The sequence below is a fragment of the Tessaracoccus lubricantis genome, from assembly GCF_039544535.1.
Classification (GTDB): domain Bacteria; phylum Actinomycetota; class Actinomycetes; order Propionibacteriales; family Propionibacteriaceae; genus Arachnia; species Arachnia lubricantis.
Map to the genome: position 1 here is coordinate 88,248 of NZ_BAABLV010000026.1, position 26,570 is coordinate 114,817.

A 26,570-nucleotide genomic window follows, 5' to 3' on the forward strand; every position below is an offset into this window, starting at 1 on the left:
TGCACCTCAGGGCAGCGTCGGGCGGGGCAGTCCCACGGTGAGCGTGCGGGCCAGCACGCCCAACTTCTCACTCGCAGGCACGCGCACCCTGCCCGAGAAGACGTCGTAGCCGCGGGCCTCGATGCGGTCGAGGATGCGGCTGTACAGCACCAGCGCGGTCCCCACGCAGCGGCGGGACGGCGGGGGCAGCATGGGCAGCCCGGGCATGGCCCGGGCGTAGAGGTCCCGGTTGCGGGCCACCTGCTCGGCCATCATCTCCCGCCACTGCGGCGTGACCCGCCTCAACGACGGGTCGGCGCCGTGCCTGGCCAGGTCTTCCTGAGGCAGGTAGACGCGTCCCCGGTCCAGGTCCTCCTCCACGTCGCGCAGGAAGTTCGTCAGCTGGAAGGCGTGGCCCAGGGCGCGCGCCGGTTCCCTCGCCTCGTCCGTGTACGGCTCCAGCACCGGGAGCATCATCTCGCCGATCACAGCGGCCGAACCCTCCATGTAGCCGTCTCGCAAGGCCTCCCACGTGGGCCACGTCTCCTGTCGTAGGTCGAGTGCCATCGCGTCGAAGAACCTCTCGAAGCACTCGGGGTCCGTGCCTCGCCGGCGGATGCTGTCGACGATCGCCGACATCACCGGCTCGTCGCAGCTGCCCGTGTCGAGTGCCTCGAAGAACAGGCGGCGGAAGGCAGCCAGGCGCTCGGCCGGGGTGCCGGTCTGCGGCACCGCCAGGTCCACGCGTTCCGGCTCGTCCACGATGTCGTCGGCCAGCCTGCACAGGGCGTAGACGGTGTGGACGTCGCGCCGCTGGTGCTGCGGGAGGAGCATGGCGCCCCAGTAGTAGGTGGTGCCGTACTGGCGGGTGAGCTCGGCGCAACGCCGGTAGCCGGCCTCGAGTGACTGGCTCATCGCATCTCCTCGACCCGGCGCGCGGCCAGTTTGCCCGAGATCAGCACCATCGGGATGCCGACGCCCGGGGTGGTGCCGGAGCCGGCGAACACGAGCCCCGGGGCGCGCTTGTCGACGTTTCGCGGCCGGAACGGGCCGGTCTGGCTGAAGACGTGGGACAGGGCGAACGGGGTGCCCGCGGCCATGCCCTGGGCAGCCCAGTCGGCGGGCGTGACGAGCTCCTCGGTGACGATGTCGGTGGGGTAGCCCTCGCGCTCGAGGAATCCCAGCATGCGCTCGCGCAACCTGGGGCCCTCGACCGACCAGTCCAGCCGTCCTACCCGGAGGTTGGGCACCGGCTCGAGCACGTACAGGGTGTGGTGGCCGCGGGGGGCGGCGTCGGGCGCGTGCACGGTGGGTACCGCGACGAATCGAGACGGGTCCGACATCGCGACGCCCTTGCTGAGCAGCTCCCGGAACGCCTCGTCCCACTCCTCGCCGAAGTGGATGTTGTGGTGGCCCAGGTGAGCCGGCAGCTCACCCTTCACGCCGAGGTGCCAGACCAGCGCCGAAGGCGAGTACTTCCCGCGGCGCGCCACGCGTGGCGCCGGCAGGTCCGGCAGCAGCCGTTCGTACGCGACGGGGAGGTCGGCGGTCACGACGGCCGTATCGGCCCGGACCACTTCGCCGTCGGTCAACCGGACCCCGGTGACCTCGCCCGAGGGTCCGCGCAGGACCCGCTCGACGGTGGCGTGGTAGCGCACCTCGACGCCCGCCTCCTCGGCGGCCGCCGCCATCGCGCGGGGCACGGCGTGCATGCCGCCGTCGGGGAACCAGACCCCTTCGACCGAATCCATGTAGGTGATCACTGCGTACAGGGCCAGTGCTTGGGCAGGGGCCAGCCCGGCGTACATCGCCTGGAAGCTGAAGACCCGGTGGAGCCGTTCGTCGTCGAAGCGCCGCGCCACCGCCGGGCCCAGCCGGCCGAAGGCGCCCAGCCGGAGCAGCTCTGCCGCAGCACGCGGCGAGCGCAGCAGGCTGAGGGGGGAGGAGAAGTTCGCGTCTATGAAGTGCGGCACCTCGACGTCGTTGAGGCGCTTGAGCCATGCGACGAACTGGTCGAACGCCGCTGCGTCCTTGGCGCCGCATTGCGCGGCGATCTCCTCCCGCATGCGTTCGTGACCGGGCCTCACCAAGAGACGTGAGCCGTCGGCGAAGAACGTGTGGTAGGCAGGGTCCAGCAGTGTCATCGACACGTAGTCGCTGGTCGAGCGGCCGACGGCGGCGAACGCCTCCTCGAGCAGCCCGAGCATGGTGAACACGACCGGGCCGGTGTCGAAGCGGAAACCGTCGCGCTCCAGGACCCCGTTGCGGCCGCCGGGCACTGCCTCGCGCTCCAGCAGTGTGACGCGATGACCGGCCCCTGCCAGGTGCAGCGCTGCGGAGAGACCGGAGAGTCCGGCCCCCACCACCACGACGCGCCTGCTCATGCGTCCCGCCAGGCGACGCTGCGGGCAGCTTCCCGCAGGCCCTCGACCCCTGCGCGCACCAGGCCTGCGTCGTCGAGGTGGGTCAGGGCGGCAGCCACGTCGTCAGAGATCAGCCGCTCGAGTTCGACGTCGACGGCTGCCTCCAGCATGGCGCGGGCCAAGAGGGGCGCTTGGTCGCGGCGGAAGGAGTCGGTACCCAGGGCGTCTAGGAGGGCGCGGTTGGGTCCGGAGAGCCGTTCGCGGGCGATGGACACCAGCACGGTGGCCTTGCCGTCCACCAGGTCGTCGCTGGCAGGCTTACCCGTCACTGCGGGGTCGCCCCACACGCCGAGGTATTCGTCGCGCAGCGCGAATGCCCGGCCGAGGCGTTCTCCGCACTCCAGCAGCGCATTCTCGACGCCGGCGGAGGCGCCCGCCGCCACGGCGCCGAACTGCAACGGGCGTAGGACTGTGTAGCGGCCCGACTTGAGCCGAGCGACGGATTCCGCGTGGTGGCGATCCCAGCGCCCGGCGGCTGCTCCGGTGAGGTCGGCTCGCTGCCCTGCGATCAGTTCCACCGAGAGGCGGAACCAGGTCTCCCGGAGTCGCGACGGCAGCCCCTCGACGAGCCGGTCGGCGACGGTGTGCGCCAGGTCGCCCAGCAGCACCGCGATGCTCTCGCCGAAGCGGCGCCGGTCGCCCACAGCTGCAGCCTCGTCGTGCCACGTGGCGGCTTCGACATGCGCGGACGGGTGTCCGCGGCGGGAATCCGACTCGTCCATCACGTCGTCGTGGATCAGCGCGAAGAGGTGCAGCAGTTCGAGGGCCGCGGAGACCCTCAGGAGGTGGAGGTACGCTGCGGAACCGTCACGGCCGCCGGCTGCGATGAATCCCCAGTACGCCATGCGCACCCGGATGCGCTTGCCCCCAGAACTCAGTCGGGCGAGCCACTGGGGGAGGTCCGTGGCGAGGACGTCGACCCCGAGGTCGCCGATGAAGCCGGCCCACTCGGTGGTGAGTGCCTCGAGTTCTGCGTCGATGAGGTTGTCGACCTCGTCGACGGCGGCATCGGCGTCAACGGTACTGCGGTGCCCCAGGTCGATGGCGCCGGGAAAAGCGGCGTCGATCTGCGGTACCTGAAGGGCGGCCCAGGGGCTGTACACGTGGGGCGTGGAGTCGATGGCCCGGTGCAGGTCGGCCCAGTCCACCCATGCCCATTCGGCCACCTCGTCCGGGTCCGCTACAGGGTCGTCGGAGCCGACGAAGGCGGCGAAGACGGGGCAGATCTCGTTCTCCACGGTGCCGGAGGCGTCGACCGCGCGGTAACGGAAGTGCGGTAGCAGGGGCACAAGGGGGCCGACGTGCAGGCCGAGTTCCTCGCGGATCCGGCGGCGGGCGGCGTCGTCGATGTCTTCTCCAGGCCTGGGGTGGCCGCAGCAGGAGTTGGTCCACACGCCCGGCCACGTCTTCTTCGCCAAGGCACGCCGGGTGACGAGCACCTGGCCGGCAGCGTTGAACAGGTAGGTCGAGAACGCGAGATGCAGCGGCGTTGCGGAGGTGTGGATGCTCAGCCTATCGGCGGCCCCGATGGGGCGGCCGACGTCGTCGAGCAGGATGACCTCGTCGGAGGGGGAAAGCCCGGGGGGTCGTGGGTCTGGAGTATGAACCGTCATCGCAGCCTGTCTAATGTTTGTTGAAGGTTTCTGGAACTGTAACGGGAAATTCGATGACAAACAAGAGCGATGTTCAATGTTTGTTCAATGCTTGGTACCGTGGTGCGGAGACGTCCCCCCAGTGTGGAGCAGTTTTCCCAGTTTGGAGCAGAGGTGTACACAATCAAACAGGTCGCCGGGCTCACGGGGGTCTCCGAAGCGGTGCTGCGCGCGTGGGAAACCCGTTACAAGGTCGTGGCCCCCTCGCGGTCGCAGGGCCGTTACCGCCTCTACAGCGACGCGCAGGTGGAAGTCCTGCGCGAGATGGCCGCGCTCGTCGGTTCCGGGGTGCCCGCGTCCCGAGCCGCGGCGACGCTGCTCGCCGCCGCGGAGCCCGCACGCCGGGTCGGCGCCGCTGATCCCGACGCGGCGCTCCTGCAGGCGGCTGGCAGGCTAGACCAAGCCGCACTGGAGGCGGCGATCGCGGCTGGCGGCCCTTCCGGGGAGTTCGAGGCCTTCGCCGACTCGTGGCTGCCCGAGCGGCTGCGGGAGTTGGGTGAGGCCTGGGCCTCCGGGGAGGTCGGCGTGGCCGGTGAGCACTTCGCCAGCGCCGCCCTGATGCGCACGATCGCTGCGGCCTTCGACGCCGCGGGTCCCGCCACCATGCCCGGCAGGGTCCTGGTGGGCCTGCCGCCTGGGGCTCGGCACGAGCTCATGCTGTTCGCCTTCGCCACCTGTCTGCGCCGGTTGGGGGCCGACGTGGTGTACCTCGGCGCCGATGTGCCTGCTGCTGAGTGGGAGCAGGCGGCCCGGGACCACCGGGCGCGTGCCGCCGTCGTGGGCGTGACCTCGGTGCACCAGTCGGTCGACGCGGCGCAGGATGTGATCACCCGGCTGGCGGGGGTGGTGCCGCCTGTCAGTGTCTGGGTCGGCGGCTCTCGCAGGCTGGATGTCACGGGAGCCGAGGTGCTGCCCGACGCGCCATCGGAGGCCGCCCGGATGTTGCACCGGAGTCTCCTCGCGGGCCGGGCCTGAACCAACCTTCGACAAACCCTGTACAGAAGAAGGGTCGCGGGGTTAGGGTGGAGCCCATGAACCGCGATCTCCTCCGCCAAATCTGGGTCTCCGTCTCGGCTGTGCTGTGTGTCTACGGCACCCTTCTGGGCATCGGCGTGATCGGCACCCGCGTCGAGGAGTCCTCCGGGGGCGCCCTGGCCGCGGATGCCACTCTGCTCGCGCCCGGTGGGCCCGCCTTCTCGATCTGGTCCGTCATCTACCTGGGCCTGTTCTCCTACACCGTCTGGCAATGGCTGCCGGCCAACAAGACGGCGCCGCGCGCGAGGGCGGTCGGCTGGTTGGCTGGTGTGAGCATGCTGCTCAACGCCGCCTGGTTGCTGGTCACCCAGGTGGGCTGGATCTGGGTCAGCGTCGCCGTCATCGCCATCCTCGCCCTCACCTTGGGCCTCATCGTGCGCCGGCTCACCACCATTCCAGCGACAGGCCTCGTGGAGCGGGTGGTGGTGGACGGTACGTTCGGCGCCTACCTCGGCTGGGTCAGCGTGGCGACGTGCGCCAATGTGGCGGCAGCGGGAGACAACTCAGGCTGGTCGTTCGGCGCACTTGCCGATCAGGTGGTCGCGGTGGTCGTCATCGCAGCCGCCGCCGGCCTCGGCGTGCTCTTCGCGCAGCAATTCGGAGGGCGCCTGGCGATTGCCGGTGCCGCCGGATGGGGGTTGGCCTGGATCGCCGTCGCGCGCCTCACCGATGCTCCGGACTCGACGCTGGTGGGCGTCGCCGCCATCGTGGCCGCGCTGCTCGTCGTGGCCGCCGCCCTGCTGCTGCGGCGCCACGCGCCGGTGGGCGGCAGGATCGCCTGAACCTGCCGCCCACCGGTCGTAATGCCCCCGGGCTACTGGCCCTGGTAGAGGGTGAGCTCGGCGCCGCTGGCCCACGCCCGTGAGCCCGAGTTGGCGTCCAGCACGCGGAACGCCACGTACGAGGCCGTCACGCCGCTCGGCAGGGCGACGTACTTGATCGCCTTGTCGGTTCCGCTGGCCCACGCGAGGTCACCGTGGGACACCACCACGGCGTCCGCCGCCGAGGTGCCGGCGAGCAGCTCATAGCGCTTGACCCGGCCGTTCGTCGAGCCGTCCTGCCTCGTGAGGTAGGAGAAGCCGTCGAAGGCCTTCGCGCCGCCCAGGTCGACCGACACGGTGAACGGGAAGTTCACGTTCGTGGTGGAGTTCCAGTCGTTGTGCCAGATGGTGTTGCCGTTGCCGTCGATGAAGGCCGACGCCGGGTTGGTGCTGTGGGCCGAGTTCGCCGTCGCGGTCCATCCGGACTTCGACAGCGCGGTCGCTCCCGCAGGCACGGCGCCGCCCAGGGGCGCGCGTGGCGCGAGGGCATCGAGGGCCGCGTTGACCCGCGTGACGGACGCCTGCAGCGCGGCGTTGCTGGAGTTGGCGTCCGCCAGGAGCGCCTCACCCTCGGCGGCCGCAGCATTGGCCTCCGCCAGGGTCTCGTCGGACCAGGCGAACTTGTCGAGCGCCTCCACCTCGGCGATGGCAGTGGCCAGCTGCTCGCGCAGTGGCTTGCCGTACAGGGTGAACTCCGCGCCGCTGGCCCAGGGCTTGGCACCCGACCTCGCGTCGAGGATCCGATATGCCACGTAGGAGGCGGTCACCGGCTCGGGGAGCGCGACGTACTTGACGCCCTGATCGGAGGTGCCGCTCCACGCGTAGGTGCCGCTCGAGACGACGACGGCGTCCTGGGCGGACGAGCCCGCCAACACCTCGAACCGGTCGACGCGGCCGTTGAGCAGCGCGCTGCCGTCCCACTCCTTGTCCTGCCTGGGCAGGTAGGAGAAGCCGTGGAACGCGCGGTCACCGCCCAGGTCGATGCCGATGGTGTAGGGGAAGTTGTTCGTGCCGGTCCAGTCGTTGTGCCAGATGGTGGCCGGGTTGCCGTCGAGGAGGGCCGACGCCGGGCTGGTGCTGTGGGCCGAGCTCGCCGTCGCGGTCCATCCGGTGCGGTCGAGGACCACGGAGCCCGACGGGACTGGGCCGCCGACCGGGCCCGCCTTGGCGGCAGCCAGGTCGAGCTGGGCCTGGATCATGGCGCCGTAGGTGGCCTCCAGGTCGGCGCGCTCGGCGGCCGGGAGCCGGTCGAGGGCGGTCTTGAGGCTGACGGCCTCGCTGCTCAGGATGGCCGTGGGGTGCGCGGCGAGGATGCCCTGCATGCGGTTGAGCGCGGCATCGAGGGTCGCCTTGTAGGTGGCGAGGGTCTGCTCCGCGGTGGCGCCCTGCTTCGCGAGGCCGAACTCCGTGCGGACGTAGACGGTGGTCTCCGTGGTGGACTTCAGCGTGGTGCTGGCGGTGCCCATCAGGGGTTCCTTGGCCAAGAAGCGGGAGCCCTGTTCCCGGTGGCGCACCGTGATGGTGCTCCCCAGCGGCAGGTCCAGTTCGACGTCTGCCGGAGCCGTGCGGCTCTGGTTGCCGATGAAGGACCGATCGTAGAGCACGGTGGAGGCCGCGTCACACACGGTGATGTGCGCGTACTCGTCGCTGAAGTAGCTGTGCGGCGCGTTCAGGTTGTCGCGCACGTGGACCGTGCCCAGACCGTGGTTGACGGCGATCGAGGCGAATGCGTTGTCGCCCAGGCCGTGCAGCGTGAACAGCGCGCCGCCGACGTTGGCCATCTCCGGCGCGGCATCGTAGGTCACGCCCGCATCGTTGGTGGTGTTGCGCACCACGACATGGCTGCGGGCCGGGATGGTGCCGCTGGTCGCGGCCGCCGGGTAGCGCACGGTGTAGGCGCCGAGCGGCAGCCCGGTGAAGGTGGCGAGGCCGCCGAAGAAGGGTGCCTCCGCGACCTTCTCCGAGCCGTCCCACAGCGTGACCAGCCGGCCCTCGAGCTCGGCGCTGTCACCGATGGTGGCCCTGATGCGCAGGTTCTGTCGGTTCGGCAGCGTGCGCACCTGCGAGGTGCCGATCAGCGAGCCGGGGCTGCCCAGCGACAGGGTGGTGGCCGCCGCCTGCGCGTCGGCGTAGGTGGGGAAGTAGTCGGCCAGGGACAGCGCGATGCTGTTGTCGCCGAGGTCGGCCACCCGGGTGGCGACGTCGGTGCTGACGGGGAGGTTGTAGGCGGCCAGCCACGGGATGAGGTTGTAGCCGTTCGGGGCGCCCCACTCCTCGACGATGAGGTCGTTGCGGCGCGTGTTCCACGCCTTGCCCTCCACGTGGAGGTCGCGGCTGCGGGCGGTGAACGCCTTCCAGCCCTCAATGCCCGTCAACTCGGCGATGCGCACGACGAAGTCCAGCTTGTCGCCGTAACCCAACGCGTTGAACGAGTGGGTGCCGCCGGCGGCGGCGCGCCTGTCGTCGGACGCCTTCTGGCTGCCGGGCTTGTTCTGTCCATAGAGCCAATCGCTGTAGCCCATGCGCTTGACCTGGTAGTGGTAGCCGTAGACGTTGTTCCAGACCTCGCCGAGGCTGATGTCGGTGGCGTCGCGGCCCGAGCTCATGAAGTTGTCGTAGCCGTGGCCCACCTCATGCAGGGTCACCCAGGCCGTGGGGCCCTGCAGGTAGTAGTGCACCGAGTTGATGTTGGTGCCCACGGCCTGGCCGCTGGCGTAGTAGGCGAGACCGCCGCCGGAGGCGTCGGGGCGCACGAAGTAGGTGTGGGGGAGTTGGCGCTGGTGCGCCAGCGGCGAGGCGTCGTCGATGCCCGCCCACGCGTCGTAGGTGTCGATCAGGTCGCGGTAGAACTCGATGACGGCGTCCAGGTTCGCAAAGCCCGACCAGCTGGCCATGTTGCGCACCCGTTCCTTGTCGGTGGTGGGCACCAGGATGACTGCGGCGCGGTCGATGATCACGGCCGTGGGTGATCCGTTGGCATCCCACTTGGCCATGAAGTTGGTGTGCGAATCGCCCAGCCGGTATTCCGGCGTGTCGTAGCTGGTGCCGGAGACCACGCGGTACTCGATCTGCGGGGCGGTGGCCCACTGACGGGTCCGCGCGAAGAGGGCACCGGGGTGACCGACGGTGACCTGGGCCCACGTGCCGTTGGTGGGCAGCAGGAAGTTGGTGTCCCGGGGCGCGTCGTCCGTGGCCACCTGGAGGCGCACGTCCGCCACTGCGTTGGAGACCCGGGCCTCCAGGACGGCGCCCGCGGCCAGCGAGATGCCCAGGCTTTCGCGCTCCATGCCGCGCCCTCGCGACAGGCCGGCCTGGGTGATGACGTTGTTGCCCGCTTGGAGCACGGTCAGCGTGCGGGTGAGGAGGGGGCCCGCAGCATGGGCGGTGACACTCCCCAGCGGGAATGCGAGGGAGACGATGAGTAACAGGGTGAGTAGGGCGCGCTTGCGCGTCGGATGGGACATTGAACCTCCGATGAGCTGAGGCTGAAGCCAGCTGATGGTGATGCTCGGCGATCGACGCCGTGGGGGACCGTCCCTGCCTCTGCCGAGCGTCGGGCCCTTCGGTGGGTTCCGATCCGGTGTATGTCGGTGCGGTCAAAACCGATCTTTGTAAGGTCTGATGTCAGATGCCGCCCGGTTCACTGCATGTGCGCAGAGTGGATGAGCGAACCCGAAGCCCGCCCTGACTGTGGCCTACGCCTTGTTCAACGCTCGCGCGACTGCGGCAGCCTCGTGCTGCCGACCCTCTTCGGGTTCGACGGTGGGGGCACGACGGGGCCGATGTCGCCGTCGCGTGCCTCGTCGAGGTCCACGATGACCGGTGCGTGGTCGCTGGGCGCCTTGCCCTTGCGCGCGGCGCGGTCCACCCAGGCCGCTGCGACGCGGTCGGCCACCGGCTGCGACGCCAGCACCAGGTCGATCCGCATCCCCAGGTCCTGATGGAACATCCCGGCGCGGTAGTCCCAGTAGCTGAAGACCCGCTCGTGTTCGGGCCAGCGTGCCCGCACCACGTCGACCAGCCCGAACGCGGCGATGCGTGCCCGCTCCGGCTCGGTCACGTGCGTGTGCCCGAGGTAGGCGGCGGGGTCGAACACGTCGGCGTCCGCCGGCGCCACGTTCATGTCGCCGCACAGCGCCACCTCGGCCGGCCCTGCCTTCACGGCGGCTGCCAGCGCGCCGAGCCACTCCAGCTTGTAGTCATAGTGGTCTGAGCCGACGGTGCGGCCGTTGGGCACGTACAGGCTGTGCACGCGGATGCCGGCGCAGGTGGCGCTGATGGCTCGGCCCTCCGTCGCGCCGAGGTAGTCGGGCTGGCCGGCGAAGTTCCGCTCGACGTCGCCCAGCCCCACGCGCGAGAGGAGGGCCACGCCGTTGAACCCGCCCAGCCCGTGGTGCGCGGCCTCGTAGCCGAGTTCTGCGAGTGGCGCGGTGAACAGATCGGTGAAGGCGTCGTCGGTGAGCTTGGTCTCCTGCAGGCACACGACGTCTGGCCGGCGCGCCTCGAGCCAGGGCAGGAGCCTGGGCATCCGTTGCTTGGCGGAGTTGACGTTCCAGGTGGCGATCCTCACCTCCCCGAGGCTACCCCGGCCGTCCGTCAGGCGGTGGCGAGTGCGGCGCGGAGGCGTTCGGCGTACTCGGCCGCCTCGCCGTCGGCGTACCGTGTGCGCGGCCAGAAGAACCCGCGGAGCCCGTCGCCCTTGGTGCGGGGCACGACGTGCACGTGGAGGTGCGGCACGGACTGGCTCACGACGGTGTTGATGGCCGTGAAGGTGCCTTGGGCGCCGAGGGTGTCGACCACGGCTGCGGCCACGCGCTGCACGAGGAGGAACAGTGCGCCGACCTGGTCTGCCGGGAGGTCGGTGAAGGTGTCGACGTGCCCCACCGGGCAGACGAGCACGTGCCCCTTGAACACGGGGCGGTGGTCGAGGAAGGCGATGTGGTGCTTGTCGCGGTAGACGACTTCGGCGTCCACCTGGCCCGCGACGATCCCGCAGACGATGTCGACGGGGGGCCGGGCGTTCATCACTCGACGATGGCGCGGCGGGGGATGACCGGCATGGCCGCAGTCGTCTCCGGGTCGAACTCCTCGTCGACCGGCACGGTGACCGGCTCCAGCAGCTTGGCGATGAGCGCGGCCGTGGGGCGGTCCTCGGGTTCCTTGGCGAGGCAGGCATTGATCAGCGAGTCGAGATCTGCGGGCGTGCCCTCCGGCAGGGGCGGCGGCGGGTCCTGCACGTGGGCGAGCGCGGTGGCGACGGGGCTGGTGCGGTCGAACGGCTTCTTGCCGGTGAGCATCTCGTGCGCCAGCACGCCGAGCCCGTAGATGTCCGACGCGGGGCCGACCTGCTGGCCGAGGGCCTGCTCCGGGCTCAGGTAGTGGGCGGTGCCCATGACCTGGCCGGTCATCGTGCGGGAATCGCGGTCGAGGGAACGGGCGATGCCGAAGTCGGTGATCTTGGCCCCCGTGTCGGGGACCAGCACGTTCGCGGGCTTGATGTCGCGGTGGATGATGCCGGCCTCGTGCGCCACGGCCAGCGCGTTGGCCAGGTCGTAGAGGATGGCTCGGGTGTCGTCGGCCGACAGTGGGCCTTCGTTGAGGAGGCGCGACAGCGTGGGGCCGTCCACGAACTCCATCACCAGGCACGAGAGGCCCTCGTATTCGATGTAGTCGTGGACGGTCACGATGTTGGGGTGCGTCAGCTGCGCGGCGAACCGGGCCTCGTCGCGGAACCGCTCCACGAGGTCGAGTTCTTCCTGCGTGTGGGGGTGCATGATCTTCAGCGCGAGGCGCCGCTCAAGGACGTCGTCGAACGCTTCCCAGACCTGACCCATGCCGCCTGAAGCGACGTGGCCGATCAACCGATAGCGCTCCGAGAGCACGAGTCCCGGCCGTAGTCGTTGCACCACACCTCCGATCCACCCCGAGGTGAGGTCTTAGATCCAAGTGAGTATAACCCGTGGGGGTGTTTCACACGCATTTGGCGCTGCGGAAGCTGGCTGCGTTTGTAGTAGTCAGCCAGCGGTACCCCTGGGGGTGAGCCCGGTGATCGCCGGGGCCGGCCGGGTCAGGCGGGTCAGGCGGTGTTGTCGGTCTTGCCGATCCGCACGCGCCAGACCTCGGGGCCGTTCTCCTCGTAGTCCCAGGTGTACTCGCCCGGGTGTTCGGCGGCGAACTGGTACGAGAGGGGCTTGGGGTCGTGGTCGTTGACGAGGACGAAGGCCTCGCCCGGTGCGAGGGCGAACCACGTGTCGAAGATTGTGGAGTGGCGCTGTGCGGGGGCGAGTGAGCGGACGTCGAGATCAGGTGTCTGTGCCATGCCCAGAGATTAGTACAAGATTCATGGGCAAAGCGCCCGGGGTCGCTTAATCGTCGGGGTGTCAGGGGTTGGTGTATGCGGTGGTGGTGACGGGTTCGGGCGTGGGTGTGTCCCAGCCGGGTGGGTCGCCGTCGGGGTGCCAGGGGTTGGGGTCGCGCTCGGGGGCCGGCACGGGTGCAGGTGTCTGCTGTGGTGTCTGGTCGGGCCGTGGGGTGGGTGGTGGCTGGGGTGGTGTGTTCGTGGGTGGGCGTGGTGGTGCCTTGGGTGTGGGGGTGAGTGCTCGCAGCACGTGGTTCTGGTGCTGTCTGGGTTTCTGGTGGGGGTCGATGTTGCGGGGTGGTGTGAACCAGGGGAGTCCGGTGGTGGGGTCGAGGTGCACTTGCCATTGGGAGTGGGCGGGTCGGTGGGGGTCTGGTTCGACGAGTCGGTGGTGGTGTGGGCACAGCAGTACGAGGTTGCCGAGCCAGGTGATTCCTCGGGCCCACCAGGGGATGATGTGGTGGGCGTGGCAGCTGGCGGGGCGGGCGGTGCAGCTGGGGAAGGCGCAGCCGCGGTCGCGGGCGACCAGCGCGTCCCAGATGGCGGGGGTGACCAGGCGGTGTTCCCGGCCGACGTCGAGTGGTTGTCCGGCGCTGCCGAGCACCATGGGGATGATGCCGGCGTCGCAGGCCAGGCGGCGTGCCTCGGTGGCGGTGAGGGCGTCGACGTCGGTCATGCCGGGCAGTTCGACGCGGCCCAGTCCGGTGATGAGGGTGTCGTAGTCGAGGATCACCTGCACCCTGGCCCTGCCCCCGGTGCCGGCGGCCGTGGTGGTGGTGGAGGCGGCGGCGTCGACCATCCGCATCAACGCGTCGGCGCGTCGCATCTCCGGGGTGGGTGATTCCCCGGTGTCGCCGTAGGAGGACTGGGAAGGTTCGAAGGCGTCGAGTTGGGTCTTGATGGTGATGGCCAGGGCGTCGGGGAGTTTCCCGTCGATGCGGTGGCTGCCGTGGTGGTCCGGGATCAGGCGCAGGTAGCGGTTGCGCATGGCGGCTCGTTCCTCGGCTTCGAGGCGTTTCTTCTCTTCTTCCTCGGCGCCCTCCGGGTCGACGAGATGCACCAATCGGGTGGCGAGGACCCGCAGCTGGGTGGGGCCCAGGGTGTCGACGTAGTCGAGGATCGTGTCTTGGCAGGTGGCCAGGTCTGCCCGGGTCAGGTGGGAGGGGAGTTTCCGCAACCCGGTCACGATGGCGGTGGCCTGCTGCAGGGAGATGCGGCCCTCGTTCAACGCGTCGGCGATCTTCGGGAACCGTTCCCCGAGCTCGAGGGAGAGTTTCAGCATGGCGGTGGCCTCGCCGACGGTGGTCGACACCGAGTGCTGCACCTCGTCCAGCACCGCGGCAGCGCCGGACAGGGACGCCTCGTGCATCGCCCGCAACCGCAGGCCGGCCAGTTGTGCCTCCACGTCCCGGGTGGAGGCGATCACCGCACCCAGGCGGGCCGCTGCGGCGCCCGGGTCTGCGATGTGGGTGTTCAAGGCATCCCACAGGGCAGCGACGTATCGCTGGCCCAGATCGACTGCCTCGTTCATGCAAACCAATCTAAACGTACCCACAGACAAAACCGGGAGAGGGGAAATATAGCCGGACGTGTTGCCGGGTCTCCGCACGAGTTCCCCCAGCGATGAACCATCGGGGACGCGAACCCCAGCCCCGAGATGCCGCACAAGTCCTGATGCTTCGTCGGGTGCCAGTGGGGCGTGTCGGACTAGAGTCGGGCCATGGAAGGTTCACTCGGGGTGGGTGGCAAGGGCGCCAACCTGATCCGGCTGCGGGACGCGGCGTTTCCGGTGCCGCCGTTCGTCGTCCTTGAGGCGCGTGAGTATCGCGAGTTCGTCGCCGCGCACGGGCTGGAGTTGGTGATCGCTGACGCGTTGGTGCGCCCTCCAGCGGAGGCGAGCGACGAGATCCGGCAGGCCTTCCGGCAACCCTTCCCAGAGGCGCAGCGACGGCGGATCCTGCAGGCCGCCGACGTGGTGGCTCGCGGGCCGGTGGCGGTACGAAGCTCGGCCACGGCCGAGGACCTCCCTGAGGCGTCGTTCGCCGGGCAGCACGATTCCTTCCTCGACGTCGTCGGGCCCGAGGCGCTGCTGGAGGCGGTGGTCGAGTGCTTCTCGAGCCTCTGGACGGAGCGGGCCATCAGCTACCGCACCCACAACGGCATCGATCACGGCGAGGTCACCATCGCCGTGATCGTGCAGGAAATGGTGCCCGCAGAAGCGGCCGGCGTCCTGTTCACCGCCGACCCGCTGACCGGGCGCCGGGGCCGTGTGGTGGTGGAGGCCGTGCACGGCTCCGCCGAGGAACTCGTCCTGGGCACCGTGACGCCAGAGCGTTACGAGGTCGACGACGGCGTGCTCCTGCCTTCCCCGGAACCGACCGCGGAGCCCACCCTCACCGCCTACCAGGTGGTCACGCTCGCCTCGCTCGGCAAGCGCATCGAACACGAGTTCGGCGCGCCCCAGGACATCGAATGGACGCTGGCTGGGGGCAGCTTCCAGGTCGTGCAGTCCCGACCGATCACGACGCTGTACCCGCTGCCCGAACCGTCCCCGCCCGATGCGCTGTGGTTCAGCGTGGGCGCGTTCCAGGGCGTGCTCAACCCCCTCACGCCGCTGGGTCAGGACGTGCTCCAGGTCATGGCTGCGGGCATCCCGACGCTGGTGGGCGGTCACGTCGACTATCGCGCCAACCCCTACCTGCGCCCTGCGGGCGAGCGGCTGTGGATCAGGCTGGACGACGTCCTGCGCACGAGGGCCGGCATCGTGATCGGGAAGATGCTGCAGATGATCGATCCCAACGCCTCGGCCACCGTCGCCGCGCTGGCCGGTGAGTACATGCCAAGCACCCGTGCCTCGATCCGTGCGGTACGGCGCCTGCTGCCGTTCATCGCCAAGGTGGTTCCGGGTGTCCTGCGCGGGTTCCGGCGCCCGGAGTCGGCCAGGGCACGGGTGGAGGAGCCGGGCCAGCGGCTCGTCGACGGGGTGGCCGCGTCGCTGGAGGCCGCTTCAGGCACGCCGGCTCGACGGCTGGCTGCCCGTGTCGAGGCGGTGCGCGAGTTCGGCCGGGTCGCGTTCCCGACGATGCTGCCGGTGTTCGGGCCGATCATGGTGCCCAGCGTGGCGGCGACGATCCGGCTGAGGGCCCTCGCGGCGCATTCAGGGCTCTCGGACGCGCAGTCGCTGGTGCTGGAGATCATGGGCTCCCTGACCGGCAACGTGACGGCCCGGATGGACCGCGAACTGTGGGACGCGGCCCGCGCCATCCGCGACGACGGGGAGAGCCGCCAGTCCTTCGAGGGCCGCACCGCCGTCGAGCTTGCCGAGGCGTACCTGGCGGGGGAATTGCCCGCCGTCGCGCAGAAGGCCGTCGCGCGCTTCCTGCGTGACTACGGGACGCGCGGGCCCGCGGAGATCGACATCGGTGCCGCACGCTGGGCCGAGGCGCCCGAGGGCGTCCTGCGGACCATGCAGGGGTTCCTGTCGGTGCCTGAAGAGCAGTCGCCGGCCCGTCTCCACGAAGCGGGCAGGCTCCGCGCCGCCAGCGCGTTGCGGCGGCTGGAGGACGCCGTCGGGGGTTGGCGCAGTCGTCAGGTCCGGTTCCTCGCGAGCAGGCTCCGCGGGCTGTTCGGCGCGCGGGAGACGCCGAAGTTCGCGATGGCACGTTGCCTGGGCCTGCTCCGCAGGGCGCTGCTCGACTCGGGGGAGGACCTCGTCGCCGCCGGCAGGATCGAACGCAGCGACGACGTGTTCTTCCTCACCTTGGATGAGTTGGGGGCCGCGTTCGACGACACGACCCTGCGGGATGTCGTCGCGGGACGCCGGACGAATCGCGCCAGGGAACAGCGCCGCACGCGGGTCCCCGTGGTGATGACCGGCGACGGCCGCACGTTCTACGAGGCGCCGGGCGGCGGCGACGGGGAGCTGTCTGGCAGCGGGGTCTCGCCGGGGACGGTGGAGGGCGTTGCGCGCGTCGTGGAGGATCCCGCCAGCTCGCAGCTCCAGCCGGGCGAGATCCTCGTGTGCCGCGGCACGGATCCAGCGTGGACGCCGCTGTTCCTCGTGGCTGGTGGGCTGGTCACCGAGGTGGGCGGGCTGATGACCCACGGCGCCGTGGTGGCGAGGGAGTACGGGCTGCCGGCCGTGGTGGGCGTCGCGCACGCGACGTCCATCCTCACGACGGGGAGCCGGATCCGGCTCGACGGTTCCACCGGCGCCATCACGATGGTGGAGTGATCTGTGTTGCGAGCGCAGTTCAGTTGGTCAGCGATGCCGCCCGAATGATCTCGGCGAGGTCGCGCGGTCGGCTCCACATTGGCCAGTGCCCTGTGGGGAGGTCCACGACCTCAGCGCTTTCGAGGTTCACGACCTCAGCGAACATGGGGTGGCCCGCCTTGACCAACTGCCTCACCTGCTCGCCTGAGATCGAGCAGCACACCAAGGTCGTCGGGATGCGGTGGCGGGTCTCGTTCGTGAGCTCGACGGACTGGCGGAGCACCGGACCGGGCTGGGGGACGGACTTCGTTCGGAACCGCTCGAGCGCTTCGGCACTCAGCCCTTCGATGCTCGCCTGCTGCCCGAGGTCGTCGAACGACGGCAGGGGCAAGTCCTGAAGCTCGGCGGGGAACTCCGGGGCGAACGCAGTGCCATCGGCCACGGGGCCGGAGTCGACCCACACCACCCGGGCAACCAACTCGGGGTGCCGGTCGAGGATGAGGCTGACGGGGACGTTGGCCCCGCTGTGCGCGACGAGGATCACGGGCTGATCGCCCTGCGCGGCGATGACGTCTCGGATCGCTGCCGCCTGGTCGTCGATGGTCTTCAGTGCGCGGTCTGCGTCGTGTTCATCGAGACCCGGCAACGTCATGGCCACTGCGCGCGTGTGATGGGCTTCGAGGTGGTCAACGACCTCATCCCAAGCCCATGCCCCCAGCCAGTGGCCAGGGATGAGGACGACGGTTCGACTGGTATTCGTTGTTGTCATGGGACAAGCCTCGCAGCCCTGATGGACAAGAGTGTGTCACCATTTGTGGCATGAGTTTGTCGAGATGTGAACGGTGAAGCGAACCGAGCGGCTGCACGCCTTGACCGAGATGCTGCGGCGCAGCGGGGCGCGGGGCGTCTCGGCCGACCGGCTGGCGCGAGAGTTCGAAGTGTCGGTCCGCACCGTCAAGCGTGACCTCGATGCGTTGGAGAACAGCGGCGCGCCAGTCTGGTCTCGCCCTGGCCCGGGCGGTGGGTACGGGCTGGCCGACGGCGCGTCCCTGCCTCCCGTCAGCCTGTCGCCGGCACAGGCCGTGGCGCTCATGGTGGCGGTCTCCGCCTCGTCCGATGCGCCCTACGCCGATCTGGCGGGAGCCGGCGTCCGGAAGATCATGGACGTCCTGGATCCCAAGACTCGAGCGCAGGCCGACGAGCTCGCCCACCGGGTCTGGGTCAACTCGGCTCCCTCTTCTTCCCGCGCCATCCGGTCAGCGATGGAGGATGCGATGGCCGAGCAGAGGGTGCTCCGCATCCGCTACACCTCGCGGGACGGCACCACGACCACTCGTGACGTCGAACCTGTGCTGTTCGCTTCCGCGAGCGGCCGGTGGCATCTGGTCGGATGGTGCCTCCTGCGCGATGCGATGCGATGGTTCGCCGTGTCGCGCATCGAGCGCGCCACCGTCACCAAGACGGCCTGCAGCGGTCACACCATTCAGGAAGTCGGGGAGCCCCCGGCGAACGCCAGGCCCGTCCACGGCCGCGACGAGTAATTGCACAGAATGCAGACTGGCCCCCGCCTCCGAAGAGGCGAGGGCCAGATGGCTAGGCCATTCGTACACCACCAGGGACTCGAACCCTGAACCCGCTGATTAAGAGTCAGCTGCTCTGCCAGTTGAGCTAGTGGTGCGCGCGAGGAGTAACTTTAGACCCTCGGGAATCCCGTTGTCCAATCGAGGGCTCGTCGAGGGCTGAAGGCCTTGTCAGCGCCGTCAGTCGATCACATTGGGCAGGGCCCGGTCCAACGCCTCGTCCACCTCGCGGGAGGTCTCGGGGCGCACCACCCGGGCCACTTCCCGGCCGTCGCGCAGCAGGATCATCGTGGGCCAGAGCTTCACCCGGAACGAGCGGCCCAGCGGCAGGCCCTTCCCGTCCGCAACCTTGATCCGCTTGACGTCGGGCCGGTTGCCGAGGGCCTCGTCGAGGGCCGGGGCGGAGGCGGCGCAGTAGCCGCACCAGTTCTGGCCGAACTCCAGCGCGACGAGGCCGCTCGTCGCGTCGACTTCTTCCCGCGTGGGCTGGTCATCCAGATAGCCAAGAGTCATGACCTCAGGCTAGGCGACCGTCCGGCCCGAACGGAGGCTTCCGGCACGTTTGCACCCTTTTCGGCGGAGGATGGGGAGATGGAGACCACAGCGTTCGACCTCATCGTCATCGGAGCCGGCTCGACGGGCGAGAACGTCGCAGACCAAGCCATCCACGGGGGGCTCAGCGTCGCCGTCGTGGAATCAGACCTCGTCGGCGGCGACTGTTCGTACTGGGCGTGCATGCCCTCCAAGGCACTCATCCGCCCGGGCGAGGCGCTCCGGGCCGCGCGAGCGGTCAAGGGCGCCGCGGCGGCCGTGACCGGGAGCCTCGACCCCGCGGCGGTCCTCCAGCGCCGCGACTCCTTCACCTCGGGCTGGGACGACTCCGGCCAGGTTGAGTGGCTCGAGGGCACCGGCGCCACCCTCGTCCGCGGCACCGGCAGGATCACGGGCGAGCGCGAGGTCACCGTCGAGACCGACGACGGCCCGGTCGTGCTCATCGCCCGGCACGCCGTCGCCGTCTGCACGGGCACCGAGCCCAACATCCCCGACATCGAGGGTCTCCGCGACGCCCGCCCGTGGACCACCAAGGACGTCACCAGCGCCCAGCAGGTGCCGGGCAGCCTCGCCATCCTCGGCGGCGGGGTGGCCGCCTGCGAACTGGCCTCGGCGTTCGCCAGCCTCGGCTCCGACGTGACGCTCATCGCCCGGCACACGCTGCTCGGCACCATGGAGGCCTTCGCGGGTGAGGCCGTCGCCAGGCGGCTCCGCGCCCGCGGCGTGCAGGTCCGCACCGGCGCCGGCGCCACCCGCGTCGAGCGCTCCGGCGGCACCGTCACCCTCACCCTGTCCGACGGCGAACTCGTCGAGGCCGCAGAGCTGCTGGTGGCCACGGGCCGCCGCCCCCGCACCGGCGGCCTCGGCCTCGACGTGCTCGGCCTCGACGCCGACGACTACCTCACCGTCGACGACACGCTCCGCGTCGAGGGCCACGACTGGCTCTACGCCGTCGGCGACATCAACGGCCGCGCCCTCCTCACCCACCAAGGCAAGTACCAGGCCAGGGCGGCCGGCGACGTGATCGCCGCCCGCGCCGCAGGCCAACCCGTGGAGGACGACACCTGGGGCCGCCACGCCGCCACCGCCGACCACGGCGCGGTGCCGCAGGTGGTGTTCACCGACCCGCAGGTGGCCTCCGTCGGCCTCACCGGCAAGGCGGCCGGGGAGCGGGGGATCGCCGCGCGCACCGTCGAATACGACCTGGCCCAGGTGGCCGGAGCCAGCCTCCACGCCGACGACTACCAGGGCAAGGCCTGCCTCGTCATCGACGAGGGCAAGGGCACCGTGGTGGGCGCCACGTTCGTCGGGCCGGACGTGGCGGAGCTCCTCCACGCGGCCACCATCGCCGTCGTGGGGGAGGTGCCGCTGCACCGGCTGTGGCACGCCGTGCCCGCCTACCCGACGATGAGCGAGGTGTGGCTCCGTCTCCTGGAGGCCACCGGCGACGACTTCAGGACGGCACGTCGGTGAACAGCAACCACGCGTAGCCGTACGGCGGCAGTTCGATCCGGTACTGCTCACCGATCACCTGCGGCGCCTCCGGTACCGTGCCGGACAGGACGACCGGGGTGCGGCCGTCCAGTTTCGGAAGCTCGACCTCGGCCATCTGCGGCCATGCCGTCAAGTTGTTGAGGCACAGCACGCGGGTGGTGCCCTGGCTGCGTTCGAACACGAACACCTCCTCCGGGCCGTCCAGTTCGCGGAACCCGCCGACGCCGAACAGGTCGTACTTGCGTCGCTGAGCCAGCGCGTGCCGCAGCCAGTTCAGCAGCGACTGCGGGTCCGCCTGCTGGTCGGCGACGTTGACCTGCTCCGGCCCGTACGGCGGGGTGGCGGGGATGGGCTTGTCGAAGAGGTACGGGTTGGCGTTGGAGAATCCTGCGCCCGGCATCTCGCTTGTCCACTGCATGGGGGTGCGCACGGCGTCGCGGTCAGGCAGCCAGATGTGGTCGCCCATCCCGATCTCGTCGCCGTAGTACAGCACCGGGGACCCGGGCAGCGCCAGCAGCATCGCGTGCATCAGCCTGATCTGGCGCTCGTCGTTGTCCAACAACGGCGCCAACCGACGGCGGATGCCCAGGTTGAGCCGCATCCGCGGGACGGGGGCGTACTCGTTCCACAGGAACTTGCGGTCGTCGGGCGTCACCATCTCGAGGGTGAGTTCGTCGTGGTTGCGCAGGAACGTCGCCCACTGGCAGCCGTCGGGGATCGACGGCGTGTCGTCGAGGATCTCGCTGATCGCCCGCCGCGAGCCCTGCTTCAGGGCCATGAACAGCCGCGGCATCAGCGGGAAGTGGAACGCCATGTGGAACTCGTCGCCGTCGCCGAAGTACTCGACGGCGTCGTGCGGCCACTGGTTCGCCTCGGCCAGCAGCATCCGGCCGGGGTACTCCTCGTCGACCATCGCGCGGATCTTGCGGAGGATCTCGTGCGTGCCGGGCAGGTTCTCGCAGGTGGTGCCCTCCTCCTCGACCAGGTACGGCACGGCGTCGAGCCTGAACCCGTCGACGCCGAGGTCGAGCCAGTAGCGCAGCGCCGCCAGGATCTCCTCGAGCACCTTCGGGTTGTCGTAGTTGAGGTCGGGCTGGTGGCTGTAGAACCGGTGCCAGTAGAACTGCTTGCGCACCGGGTCGAACTCCCAGTTCGAGTTCTCGCTGTCGAGGAAGATGATCCGGGCGTCCGGGTAGCCGCGGTCGTCGTCGCGCCACACGTAGTAGTCGCCGTACGGGCCGGTGGGGTTGCGCCGTGACTCCTTGAACCAGGGATGGTCCGTCGAGGTGTGGTTCAGCACGAAGTCGCTGATCACCCGGATGCCACGCGCGTGCGCTTCGCGGAGGAGGTTCTTCATGCCCTCGTCGGTGCCCAGCTCCACCTGCACGGAGGTGAAGAAGTGGACGTCGTAGCCGCCGTCGCGCTGGGGTGACGGGAAGAACGGCGGCACCCAGATGCAGTCGACGCCCAGCCACGCGAGGTAGTCGAGCTTGCCGATGAGCCCGTTGAGGTCTCCCGCGCCGGTGCCGGTGCTGTCCGAGAACGAACGCACCCACACCTCGTAGAACACCGCGTTCATGTACCAGCGGGGGTTGTCGCTCATCGAATGCAGCGGGGCTGGCTCCTTGGGCCGCGGCACCGCGGGGCTGGTGGCCGACCACGTCGTGGTCGCGGGCGACGGGTTGCCGGGCGTGGGCTGGGGGATGATCCCCGGAGCGTCACTCATGACACCATCCTTCCCCATCAGCCAAGCAGCGCGAGGACGGCCTTCTCCAGCCCCGTCTGCCGGGCGTTGGCGGAGCTGTAGTTCTTCTTTGCTGCCTCGACGATGGTCTCGCCCGACTCGTACTTGTCGACGATGCGCGGGTCGATGTACGACGACCGGGCCACCGTCGGCGTGTTGCCCAGGTAGCTGGCCACCTCCTGCACCGCCTGGTTCACGGCCCGCTTCCGGGAGGCCTTCGTGTCGCCGGGCTCCTCGGTGAGCGCGAGCGACTCGGCCGCGATCACCGTCGCGTGCCAGGTGCGGAAGTCCTTCGCGGTGAGGGCGCCGCCGAAGAGGTCGGAGAGGTACGCGTTGACGTCTGCGGAGGTGAGGTCACGCCACTGGCCGTCGGCCTTGTAGGCGAGGAGGCGCTTGGAGCCGCTGCTGCGGCTGCGGAGCTTCTCCAGGGCAGTGATGGCGGGTGTGTCGTCGACGGCGATGGTGTGCGCGATGCCGGACTTGCCGACGAACGAGAACACCAGATCCGAGCCCCGACGACGCACGTGCTGCCGTTCCAGGGTGGTGAGGCCGAACGAGCCGTGGGCATCGGTGTAGGCGTCGTTGCCGATGCGGAAGTAGCCGATGTCCAGCAGCCGCACCGCCGTGGCGCACGCGCGCTCCAGCGGCATGCCGTCCTTCGCCAGGTCTGCGGAGATCCGACGGCGGGCCGAGGGCAGCATCTCGGCTGCGGCCTGGATCCGCTCGAACTTGGAGCGGTCGCGCTTGATGCGCCAGTCGGGGTGGTACAGGTACTGGCGGCGGCCGGCGTCGTCGGTGCCCACCGCCTGGAGGTGGCCGTTGGCGTGCGGGCAGATCCACACGTCGGTCCAGGCCGGCGGGATGGCCAGCGACTTGACCCGCTCGGCCTCGTCCTTCGGCAGCGTGTCGCCGTCGGCGTCGGTGTAGGAGAACCCGCTGCCGCGCTTGCGGCGGGTGAAGCCCGTCATGCGTGGGCTGACCCGTCGGAGCCTGACCATCGCCTCAGCCCCCGGCCAGGAGGTCCAGGGACTCGCGGTGGGTGAGCACCTGTTGGCGCATCTCTTCACGGAGGAAGTCCAGCAGTGCCTCCGCCAGCGGGCGGTGGTCCGACGAGATCGCGTCGCCGGCCACCCAGACGCGGATGTTGTGGGCGAAGGCGCCGATGGCGGTCTGCGCCACGCAGGAGTGGGTGGACACCCCGCAGATCAGCAACCTGTCCACGCCGAGGAGGTCGAGCTGCTCCTTGAGGTCGGTGCCGAAGAAGGCGTTGTCGCGGGTCTTGACGATCTCGACGAACTCGCGGGTGTCGAGCCCGTCGAGGAACTCCGCCTGCTCGGTACCGGGGTAGGCGAAGCCCTGGTCGTCCTCGAGCATGTTGAGGGTCCAGGTGGACTTGTCACGCTCGTGTTGCGTGCGCACGAGGATCACCGGGCGGCCGGCAGCGCGCGCGGCGGCGATCAGTTCGTTGGTGGGCGGGAGGAGGAGTTCCTCCTTGCCGGCCAGGCCGGGGAGCTCGAAGTACGACTTCTGCAGGTCGATCACCAGCAGGGCGAGTTCGCCGTCGCCGTTCATTCACGCCACCAGGTGTCGAAGATGGTCACGGGCACGGTGCGCTTGTGGCGGCTGCGGTACCAGGTGTTCTCGATCCGCTCGGCGGAGGCGTCGGGCACGTCGCGGCCCTCGAGGTAGTCGTCGATGTCGTCGTAGGGCACGCCCAGCTCGACCTCGTCCGGCTGGAGGGCCCTGTCGTCGAGCAGGTCCGCGGTGGGCACCTTGCCCCACAGCTGCTCAGGCGCGCCCAGGTGCTTGAGGATCTGGCGGTTCTGGCGCTTGTTGAGGCCGAAGAGCGGCAGGATGTCGGCGCCGCCGTCGCCGAACTTGGTGAAGAAGCCCATCACGGATTCGGCGCCGTGGTCGGTGCCGATGACGAGCAGGTTCTCGTCGCCGGCGATGGCGTACTGCGCCACCATTCGGAGGCGGGCCTTGACGTTGCCCTTGTTGAAATCAGTGATCTCCTCGCTGACGGCCGTGGCGTACTCGTCCTCGAACGCGTCGACGGCGGGGCCCACGTTGAACGTCACCTCGCGGTCTGCCCCGACGAAGTCCATGGCCTCCTGCGCGTCGTGCTCGTCGCGCTGCACGCGGTAGGGCAGGCGCACGGCGTGGAAGGTGGCCTCGCCGCCCTGCGAGCGGACGCGTTCGGCGGCCAGTTGCGCGAGCCGTCCCGCCAGGGTGGAGTCGATGCCGCCCGAGATGCCCAGCACGAACCCGCGGGTGCGGGTGGTGGTCACGTAGTCGGCCAGGAACTGGACGCGGCGCTCCACCTCGTGTGCCGGGTCGATCTCGGGCTGCACGCCGAACTCGGCGATGATGGTCTGCTGAAGTTCACGCATCTGCCCATTGTCGCCGAAGTGGGTGGCAGCGCGCGGCTGACTTTCGTCAGTCAGGGTGCCCGGCTGTGTCCGGGTGCCAAGCCGGCACGGTGTGCGATGACGACCGCCTGTACCCGGTCCCGCGCGCCCAGCTTGTCGAGGATGCGGCTGACGTGCGTCTTGACGGTGGATTCGGCCAGGTACAACTCCCGCCCGATCTCCGCGTTGGACAGGCCGTCGGCCATGGCGCGCAGCACGTCCTGCTCCCTGTCGGTGAGGCCCACCAGCATTGAGGGGACGGCGGCGCCATCCGAGTGCTGCACGTAGGTCTCCACGAGGCGGGCCAGGACGGTGGGGCCGGCCACGAACTCACCCGCGGCGCACGCCTTGACCCGGCCCAACAACTCGCGGGCCGGCGTCGCCTTCAGGAGGAACCCGGAAGCGCCCATGCGCAGTGCCCGCGCCACGTAGTCGTCGAGGTCGAACATCGTCAGCACCATCACGCGCACGCCGGGGCAGGAACGCAGGATCTCCTCGGCCGCCGCCAGTCCGTCGCCACCTGGCATCTGGACGTCCATCAGGACCAGGTCGGGCGACAGCGAGCGGCACGCCGCGACGGCGGCCGGCCCGTCGTCGCATTCGGCAACCACCTCGAAGTCCGGGTCGCTCTCGAGGATGGCCACGATGCCTTCGCGCAACAGAACGTGGTCGTCGGCCACCACCAGACGGAAGGAGTGTGTCATGCAACCTCCTGACGGATGGGGAGCCGGGCCAGCACTCGCAGCCCTGGTGGCGTGGAGTCGAGCGTGAGTCGGCCTCCGAGCAGCCCCACGCGCTCGCGCAGCCCGGTCAGCCCGTAGCCGCCCCGGTCAGTGGGGGAGAGTCCAGGCCCGTCGTCGCTCACGCTGATGCTGAGGTCGCCGTCGCGCAGCGCCACGTGGACCTCGGCGGCGGCCCCGGGGGCGTGGCGTGCCACGTTGGCCAGGCATTCCTGCACGATGCGGTAGGCGGCAGCACCGGCTTCCTGAGGCGCCGAGGCAGGCAGAGCCACGAGGACCACGTCGATGCCGGCATCACGCATGCGCCGGACCAGGCCAGGGATTTCCGCCAGCCCCGGGCGTTGCTGCGGTGCGGGGCCGAGGGCCACGCGTTCCAGGTCGACACGCGCATGGGCCACTGCCTCCGCCACCACCTCCAACGCGGCCTTGGCCTGATCCGGGCGGCTGCGCCAGAGCACCTCGGCCGCGCCGGTCTGCGCCACGACCACACCGACGGTGCCGGACAGCGCGTCGTGGAGCGTCCGGGCCACCTCGAGCCTGCGCTCCCGGACGGCGCGCGCGGTCTCGCTGGCCAGTTCCCCCGCGGCGGTTGCCGCGCGCGCCTCCGCGTCGGTTCTGGTCCTGTCCCCGAGCCGCACGGCGACGGCCGTGGCCGTCGCGCTTCCCACCATGACGCAGTGCACGCCCAGGTTCCCCGGCGAGAATGTAGCGATGCTGGTGCCGGCTGCCGCCCACAGGGCGACCAGTGCGACGAGACCCCAGCGTGGCACGGCCGGACGGGCGATGATGCGCCACGACAGGAGGGCCAGCACGATGCCCAGCCAGACGCCGTCGAGCAGCGGTGCGCCCACAGCGAATCCGAGCGCGAAGAGGCCGGCGGTGCACAGGCACGCCAGAGGTGCGTCGACGGGGGCGAAGAACACGGCCAGCGCCATCGTGCTGAGCGTGAGCTGCGTGACCATCAGCAGGGGCTCCGCCGGGTCCACCGCGCCGTTGCCCTCTGCCCAGAGCTGGCTGGTCGCGATGATCTCGAGCTGCATCAGGCCCACGGCCACGAGGCGCAGCACGCGGCGGGGCCTGCGGTGGGCTGGGGGCGGCGCTGCGTCGTCCGACGGGTGGGTGGCGCGCAGGAGGCCCAGCATTCGGCGCAGTTCGGTGGTGGCGACGACGGCGTGGCGCTGGATGGCCTCCAGGTGCTCTACGGCTCGGTCGGGGGCCGCCGACCTGGCCAACGTGACCTCGTGCGCAATCGCCTCGAGAGTGGCGTGCAGCGTGGCGCGGATGTCGGTGGCCATCCGTTCTGATTCCTCGTCCGCGGCCCTCAGCGCCGCCTCGGTGGGCGTCGTGCGGGCCAGTTCCGCCGCCCGCCTCCGCTGTGCGTGGGCGGTGAGCCAGGTGATCGCCGCGTGGCGCAGTGCGAGGGTGAGGAGCGCCCACAGGATGGCGACGAATGCGAACTCGGCGATGCCAAAACCCTGCCCGAACGTGAGCGCCGCGGCGCCGCCCAGCGTCAGGGCGGCCAGTGCGAGGTCGGCGAGGCGGCGCATGCCGCTGACTGTACGGGGCGT

General features: G+C 70.1%; 22 protein-coding genes and 1 tRNA gene. 5 read left to right on the forward strand and 18 right to left on the reverse strand.

Annotated features, from left to right (window positions below; translation table 11 throughout):
* Positions 1-6: 6 nt before the first annotated feature.
* The 3 genes from ABEA30_RS08475 to idi are packed head-to-tail and all read right to left on the reverse strand — an operon-like array spanning position 7 to position 4,015.
* Complete coding sequence (locus ABEA30_RS08475) at positions 7-894, reverse strand: phytoene/squalene synthase family protein (RefSeq protein ID WP_345581842.1); 888 nt, start codon at positions 892-894, stop codon at positions 7-9.
* Positions 891-2,363 carry a phytoene desaturase family protein gene (crtI, locus tag ABEA30_RS08480; protein ID WP_345581844.1) on the reverse strand — a complete coding sequence of 491 codons (1,473 nt, stop codon included), beginning with the start codon at positions 2,361-2,363 and terminating at the stop codon, positions 891-893. Before crtI ends, ABEA30_RS08475 begins: the two co-directional genes overlap by 4 nt.
* On the reverse strand, positions 2,360-4,015 hold the full coding sequence (gene idi / locus ABEA30_RS08485; RefSeq protein WP_386085268.1) for an isopentenyl-diphosphate Delta-isomerase: 1,656 nt from the start codon (positions 4,013-4,015) through the stop codon (positions 2,360-2,362). The genes crtI and idi overlap by 4 nt, the downstream gene beginning before the upstream one ends.
* 153 nt (positions 4,016-4,168) lie before the next feature.
* On the opposite strand from idi, the gene ABEA30_RS08495 reads away from it, so the two are divergent.
* Both ABEA30_RS08495 and ABEA30_RS08500 read left to right on the forward strand, forming a co-directional pair.
* Positions 4,169-5,029, forward strand: coding sequence for a MerR family transcriptional regulator (locus tag ABEA30_RS08495; protein ID WP_345581846.1), 861 nt, complete (start codon positions 4,169-4,171; stop codon positions 5,027-5,029).
* A gap of 56 nt (positions 5,030-5,085) precedes the next feature.
* Positions 5,086-5,871, forward strand: a complete 786-nt coding sequence (locus ABEA30_RS08500) for a TspO/MBR family protein (protein WP_345581848.1) — start codon at positions 5,086-5,088, stop codon at positions 5,869-5,871.
* Positions 5,872-5,903: 32 nt separating this feature from the next.
* Here ABEA30_RS08500 and ABEA30_RS08505 read toward each other — a convergent pair whose 3' ends face one another.
* The 6 genes from ABEA30_RS08505 to ABEA30_RS08530 form a co-directional block, all read right to left on the reverse strand.
* A complete protein-coding gene (locus tag ABEA30_RS08505) occupies positions 5,904-9,374 on the reverse strand; it encodes a discoidin domain-containing protein (RefSeq protein ID WP_345581850.1) in 3,471 nt (1,156 codons plus the stop codon).
* A 242-nt stretch (positions 9,375-9,616) separates the two neighbouring features.
* Complete coding sequence (locus ABEA30_RS08510; RefSeq protein WP_345581852.1) at positions 9,617-10,480, reverse strand: exodeoxyribonuclease III; 864 nt, start codon at positions 10,478-10,480, stop codon at positions 9,617-9,619.
* Between the two features lie 26 nt (positions 10,481-10,506).
* Positions 10,507-10,935 carry an HIT family protein gene (locus ABEA30_RS08515; RefSeq protein WP_345581854.1) on the reverse strand — a complete coding sequence of 143 codons (429 nt, stop codon included), beginning with the start codon at positions 10,933-10,935 and terminating at the stop codon, positions 10,507-10,509.
* On the reverse strand, positions 10,935-11,816 hold the full coding sequence (locus ABEA30_RS08520) for a serine/threonine-protein kinase (protein WP_345581856.1): 882 nt from the start codon (positions 11,814-11,816) through the stop codon (positions 10,935-10,937). Before ABEA30_RS08520 ends, ABEA30_RS08515 begins: the two co-directional genes overlap by 1 nt.
* A gap of 170 nt (positions 11,817-11,986) precedes the next feature.
* Complete coding sequence (locus ABEA30_RS08525; RefSeq protein ID WP_345581858.1) at positions 11,987-12,229, reverse strand: DUF2249 domain-containing protein; 243 nt, start codon at positions 12,227-12,229, stop codon at positions 11,987-11,989.
* 61 nt (positions 12,230-12,290) lie between these two features.
* Positions 12,291-13,799, reverse strand: coding sequence for an HNH endonuclease signature motif containing protein (locus tag ABEA30_RS08530; protein WP_345581860.1), 1,509 nt, complete (start codon positions 13,797-13,799; stop codon positions 12,291-12,293).
* A 189-nt stretch (positions 13,800-13,988) separates the two neighbouring features.
* Here ABEA30_RS08530 and ABEA30_RS08535 point away from each other — a divergent pair, with 189 nt between their 5' ends.
* Positions 13,989-16,502 carry a PEP/pyruvate-binding domain-containing protein gene (locus tag ABEA30_RS08535; RefSeq protein WP_345581862.1) on the forward strand — a complete coding sequence of 838 codons (2,514 nt, stop codon included), beginning with the start codon at positions 13,989-13,991 and terminating at the stop codon, positions 16,500-16,502.
* 19 nt (positions 16,503-16,521) lie between these two features.
* Here ABEA30_RS08535 and ABEA30_RS08540 read toward each other — a convergent pair whose 3' ends face one another.
* Positions 16,522-17,250 (reverse strand): alpha/beta fold hydrolase, encoded by a 729-nt coding sequence (locus tag ABEA30_RS08540; protein ID WP_345581864.1) that lies wholly within the window; start codon positions 17,248-17,250, stop codon positions 16,522-16,524.
* A gap of 73 nt (positions 17,251-17,323) precedes the next feature.
* Here ABEA30_RS08540 and ABEA30_RS08545 point away from each other — a divergent pair, with 73 nt between their 5' ends.
* Entirely contained in the window at positions 17,324-18,022 is a 699-nt protein-coding gene (locus tag ABEA30_RS08545) for a helix-turn-helix transcriptional regulator (protein ID WP_345581866.1), read from the forward strand.
* A gap of 64 nt (positions 18,023-18,086) precedes the next feature.
* Here the strand turns inward: ABEA30_RS08545 and ABEA30_RS08550 are convergent.
* Both ABEA30_RS08550 and ABEA30_RS08555 read right to left on the reverse strand, forming a co-directional pair.
* A tRNA-Lys gene (locus ABEA30_RS08550) sits at positions 18,087-18,159 on the reverse strand.
* Positions 18,160-18,241: 82 nt separating this feature from the next.
* Positions 18,242-18,574 carry a thioredoxin family protein gene (locus ABEA30_RS08555; protein WP_345581868.1) on the reverse strand — a complete coding sequence of 111 codons (333 nt, stop codon included), beginning with the start codon at positions 18,572-18,574 and terminating at the stop codon, positions 18,242-18,244.
* A gap of 78 nt (positions 18,575-18,652) precedes the next feature.
* On the opposite strand from ABEA30_RS08555, the gene ABEA30_RS08560 reads away from it, so the two are divergent.
* The gene (locus tag ABEA30_RS08560; protein ID WP_345581870.1) at positions 18,653-20,086 is read left to right on the forward strand and encodes a dihydrolipoyl dehydrogenase family protein; all 1,434 of its coding nucleotides are present in this window, start codon (positions 18,653-18,655) and stop codon (positions 20,084-20,086) included.
* On the opposite strand, the gene treS is transcribed toward ABEA30_RS08560, so the two are convergent.
* From treS to ABEA30_RS08590, 6 genes are all read right to left on the reverse strand, one after another.
* Positions 20,067-21,710 carry a maltose alpha-D-glucosyltransferase gene (gene treS, locus ABEA30_RS08565; RefSeq protein WP_345581933.1) on the reverse strand — a complete coding sequence of 548 codons (1,644 nt, stop codon included), beginning with the start codon at positions 21,708-21,710 and terminating at the stop codon, positions 20,067-20,069. The genes ABEA30_RS08560 and treS overlap by 20 nt on opposite strands.
* A gap of 140 nt (positions 21,711-21,850) precedes the next feature.
* Complete coding sequence (locus tag ABEA30_RS08570) at positions 21,851-22,849, reverse strand: DNA topoisomerase IB (RefSeq protein WP_345581872.1); 999 nt, start codon at positions 22,847-22,849, stop codon at positions 21,851-21,853.
* 4 nt (positions 22,850-22,853) lie between these two features.
* Positions 22,854-23,423: a cysteine hydrolase family protein gene (locus ABEA30_RS08575; protein ID WP_345581874.1), complete on the reverse strand. Its 570-nt coding sequence runs from the start codon at positions 23,421-23,423 to the stop codon at positions 22,854-22,856.
* Positions 23,420-24,244, reverse strand: a complete 825-nt coding sequence (gene nadE / locus ABEA30_RS08580; protein WP_345581876.1) for an ammonia-dependent NAD(+) synthetase — start codon at positions 24,242-24,244, stop codon at positions 23,420-23,422. The genes ABEA30_RS08575 and nadE overlap by 4 nt, the downstream gene beginning before the upstream one ends.
* Before the next feature lie 50 nt (positions 24,245-24,294).
* Entirely contained in the window at positions 24,295-24,966 is a 672-nt protein-coding gene (locus ABEA30_RS08585) for a response regulator transcription factor (RefSeq protein ID WP_345581878.1), read from the reverse strand.
* Entirely contained in the window at positions 24,963-26,549 is a 1,587-nt protein-coding gene (locus tag ABEA30_RS08590) for a sensor histidine kinase (protein ID WP_345581880.1), read from the reverse strand. The genes ABEA30_RS08585 and ABEA30_RS08590 overlap by 4 nt, the downstream gene beginning before the upstream one ends.
* Positions 26,550-26,570 lie beyond the last annotated feature (21 nt).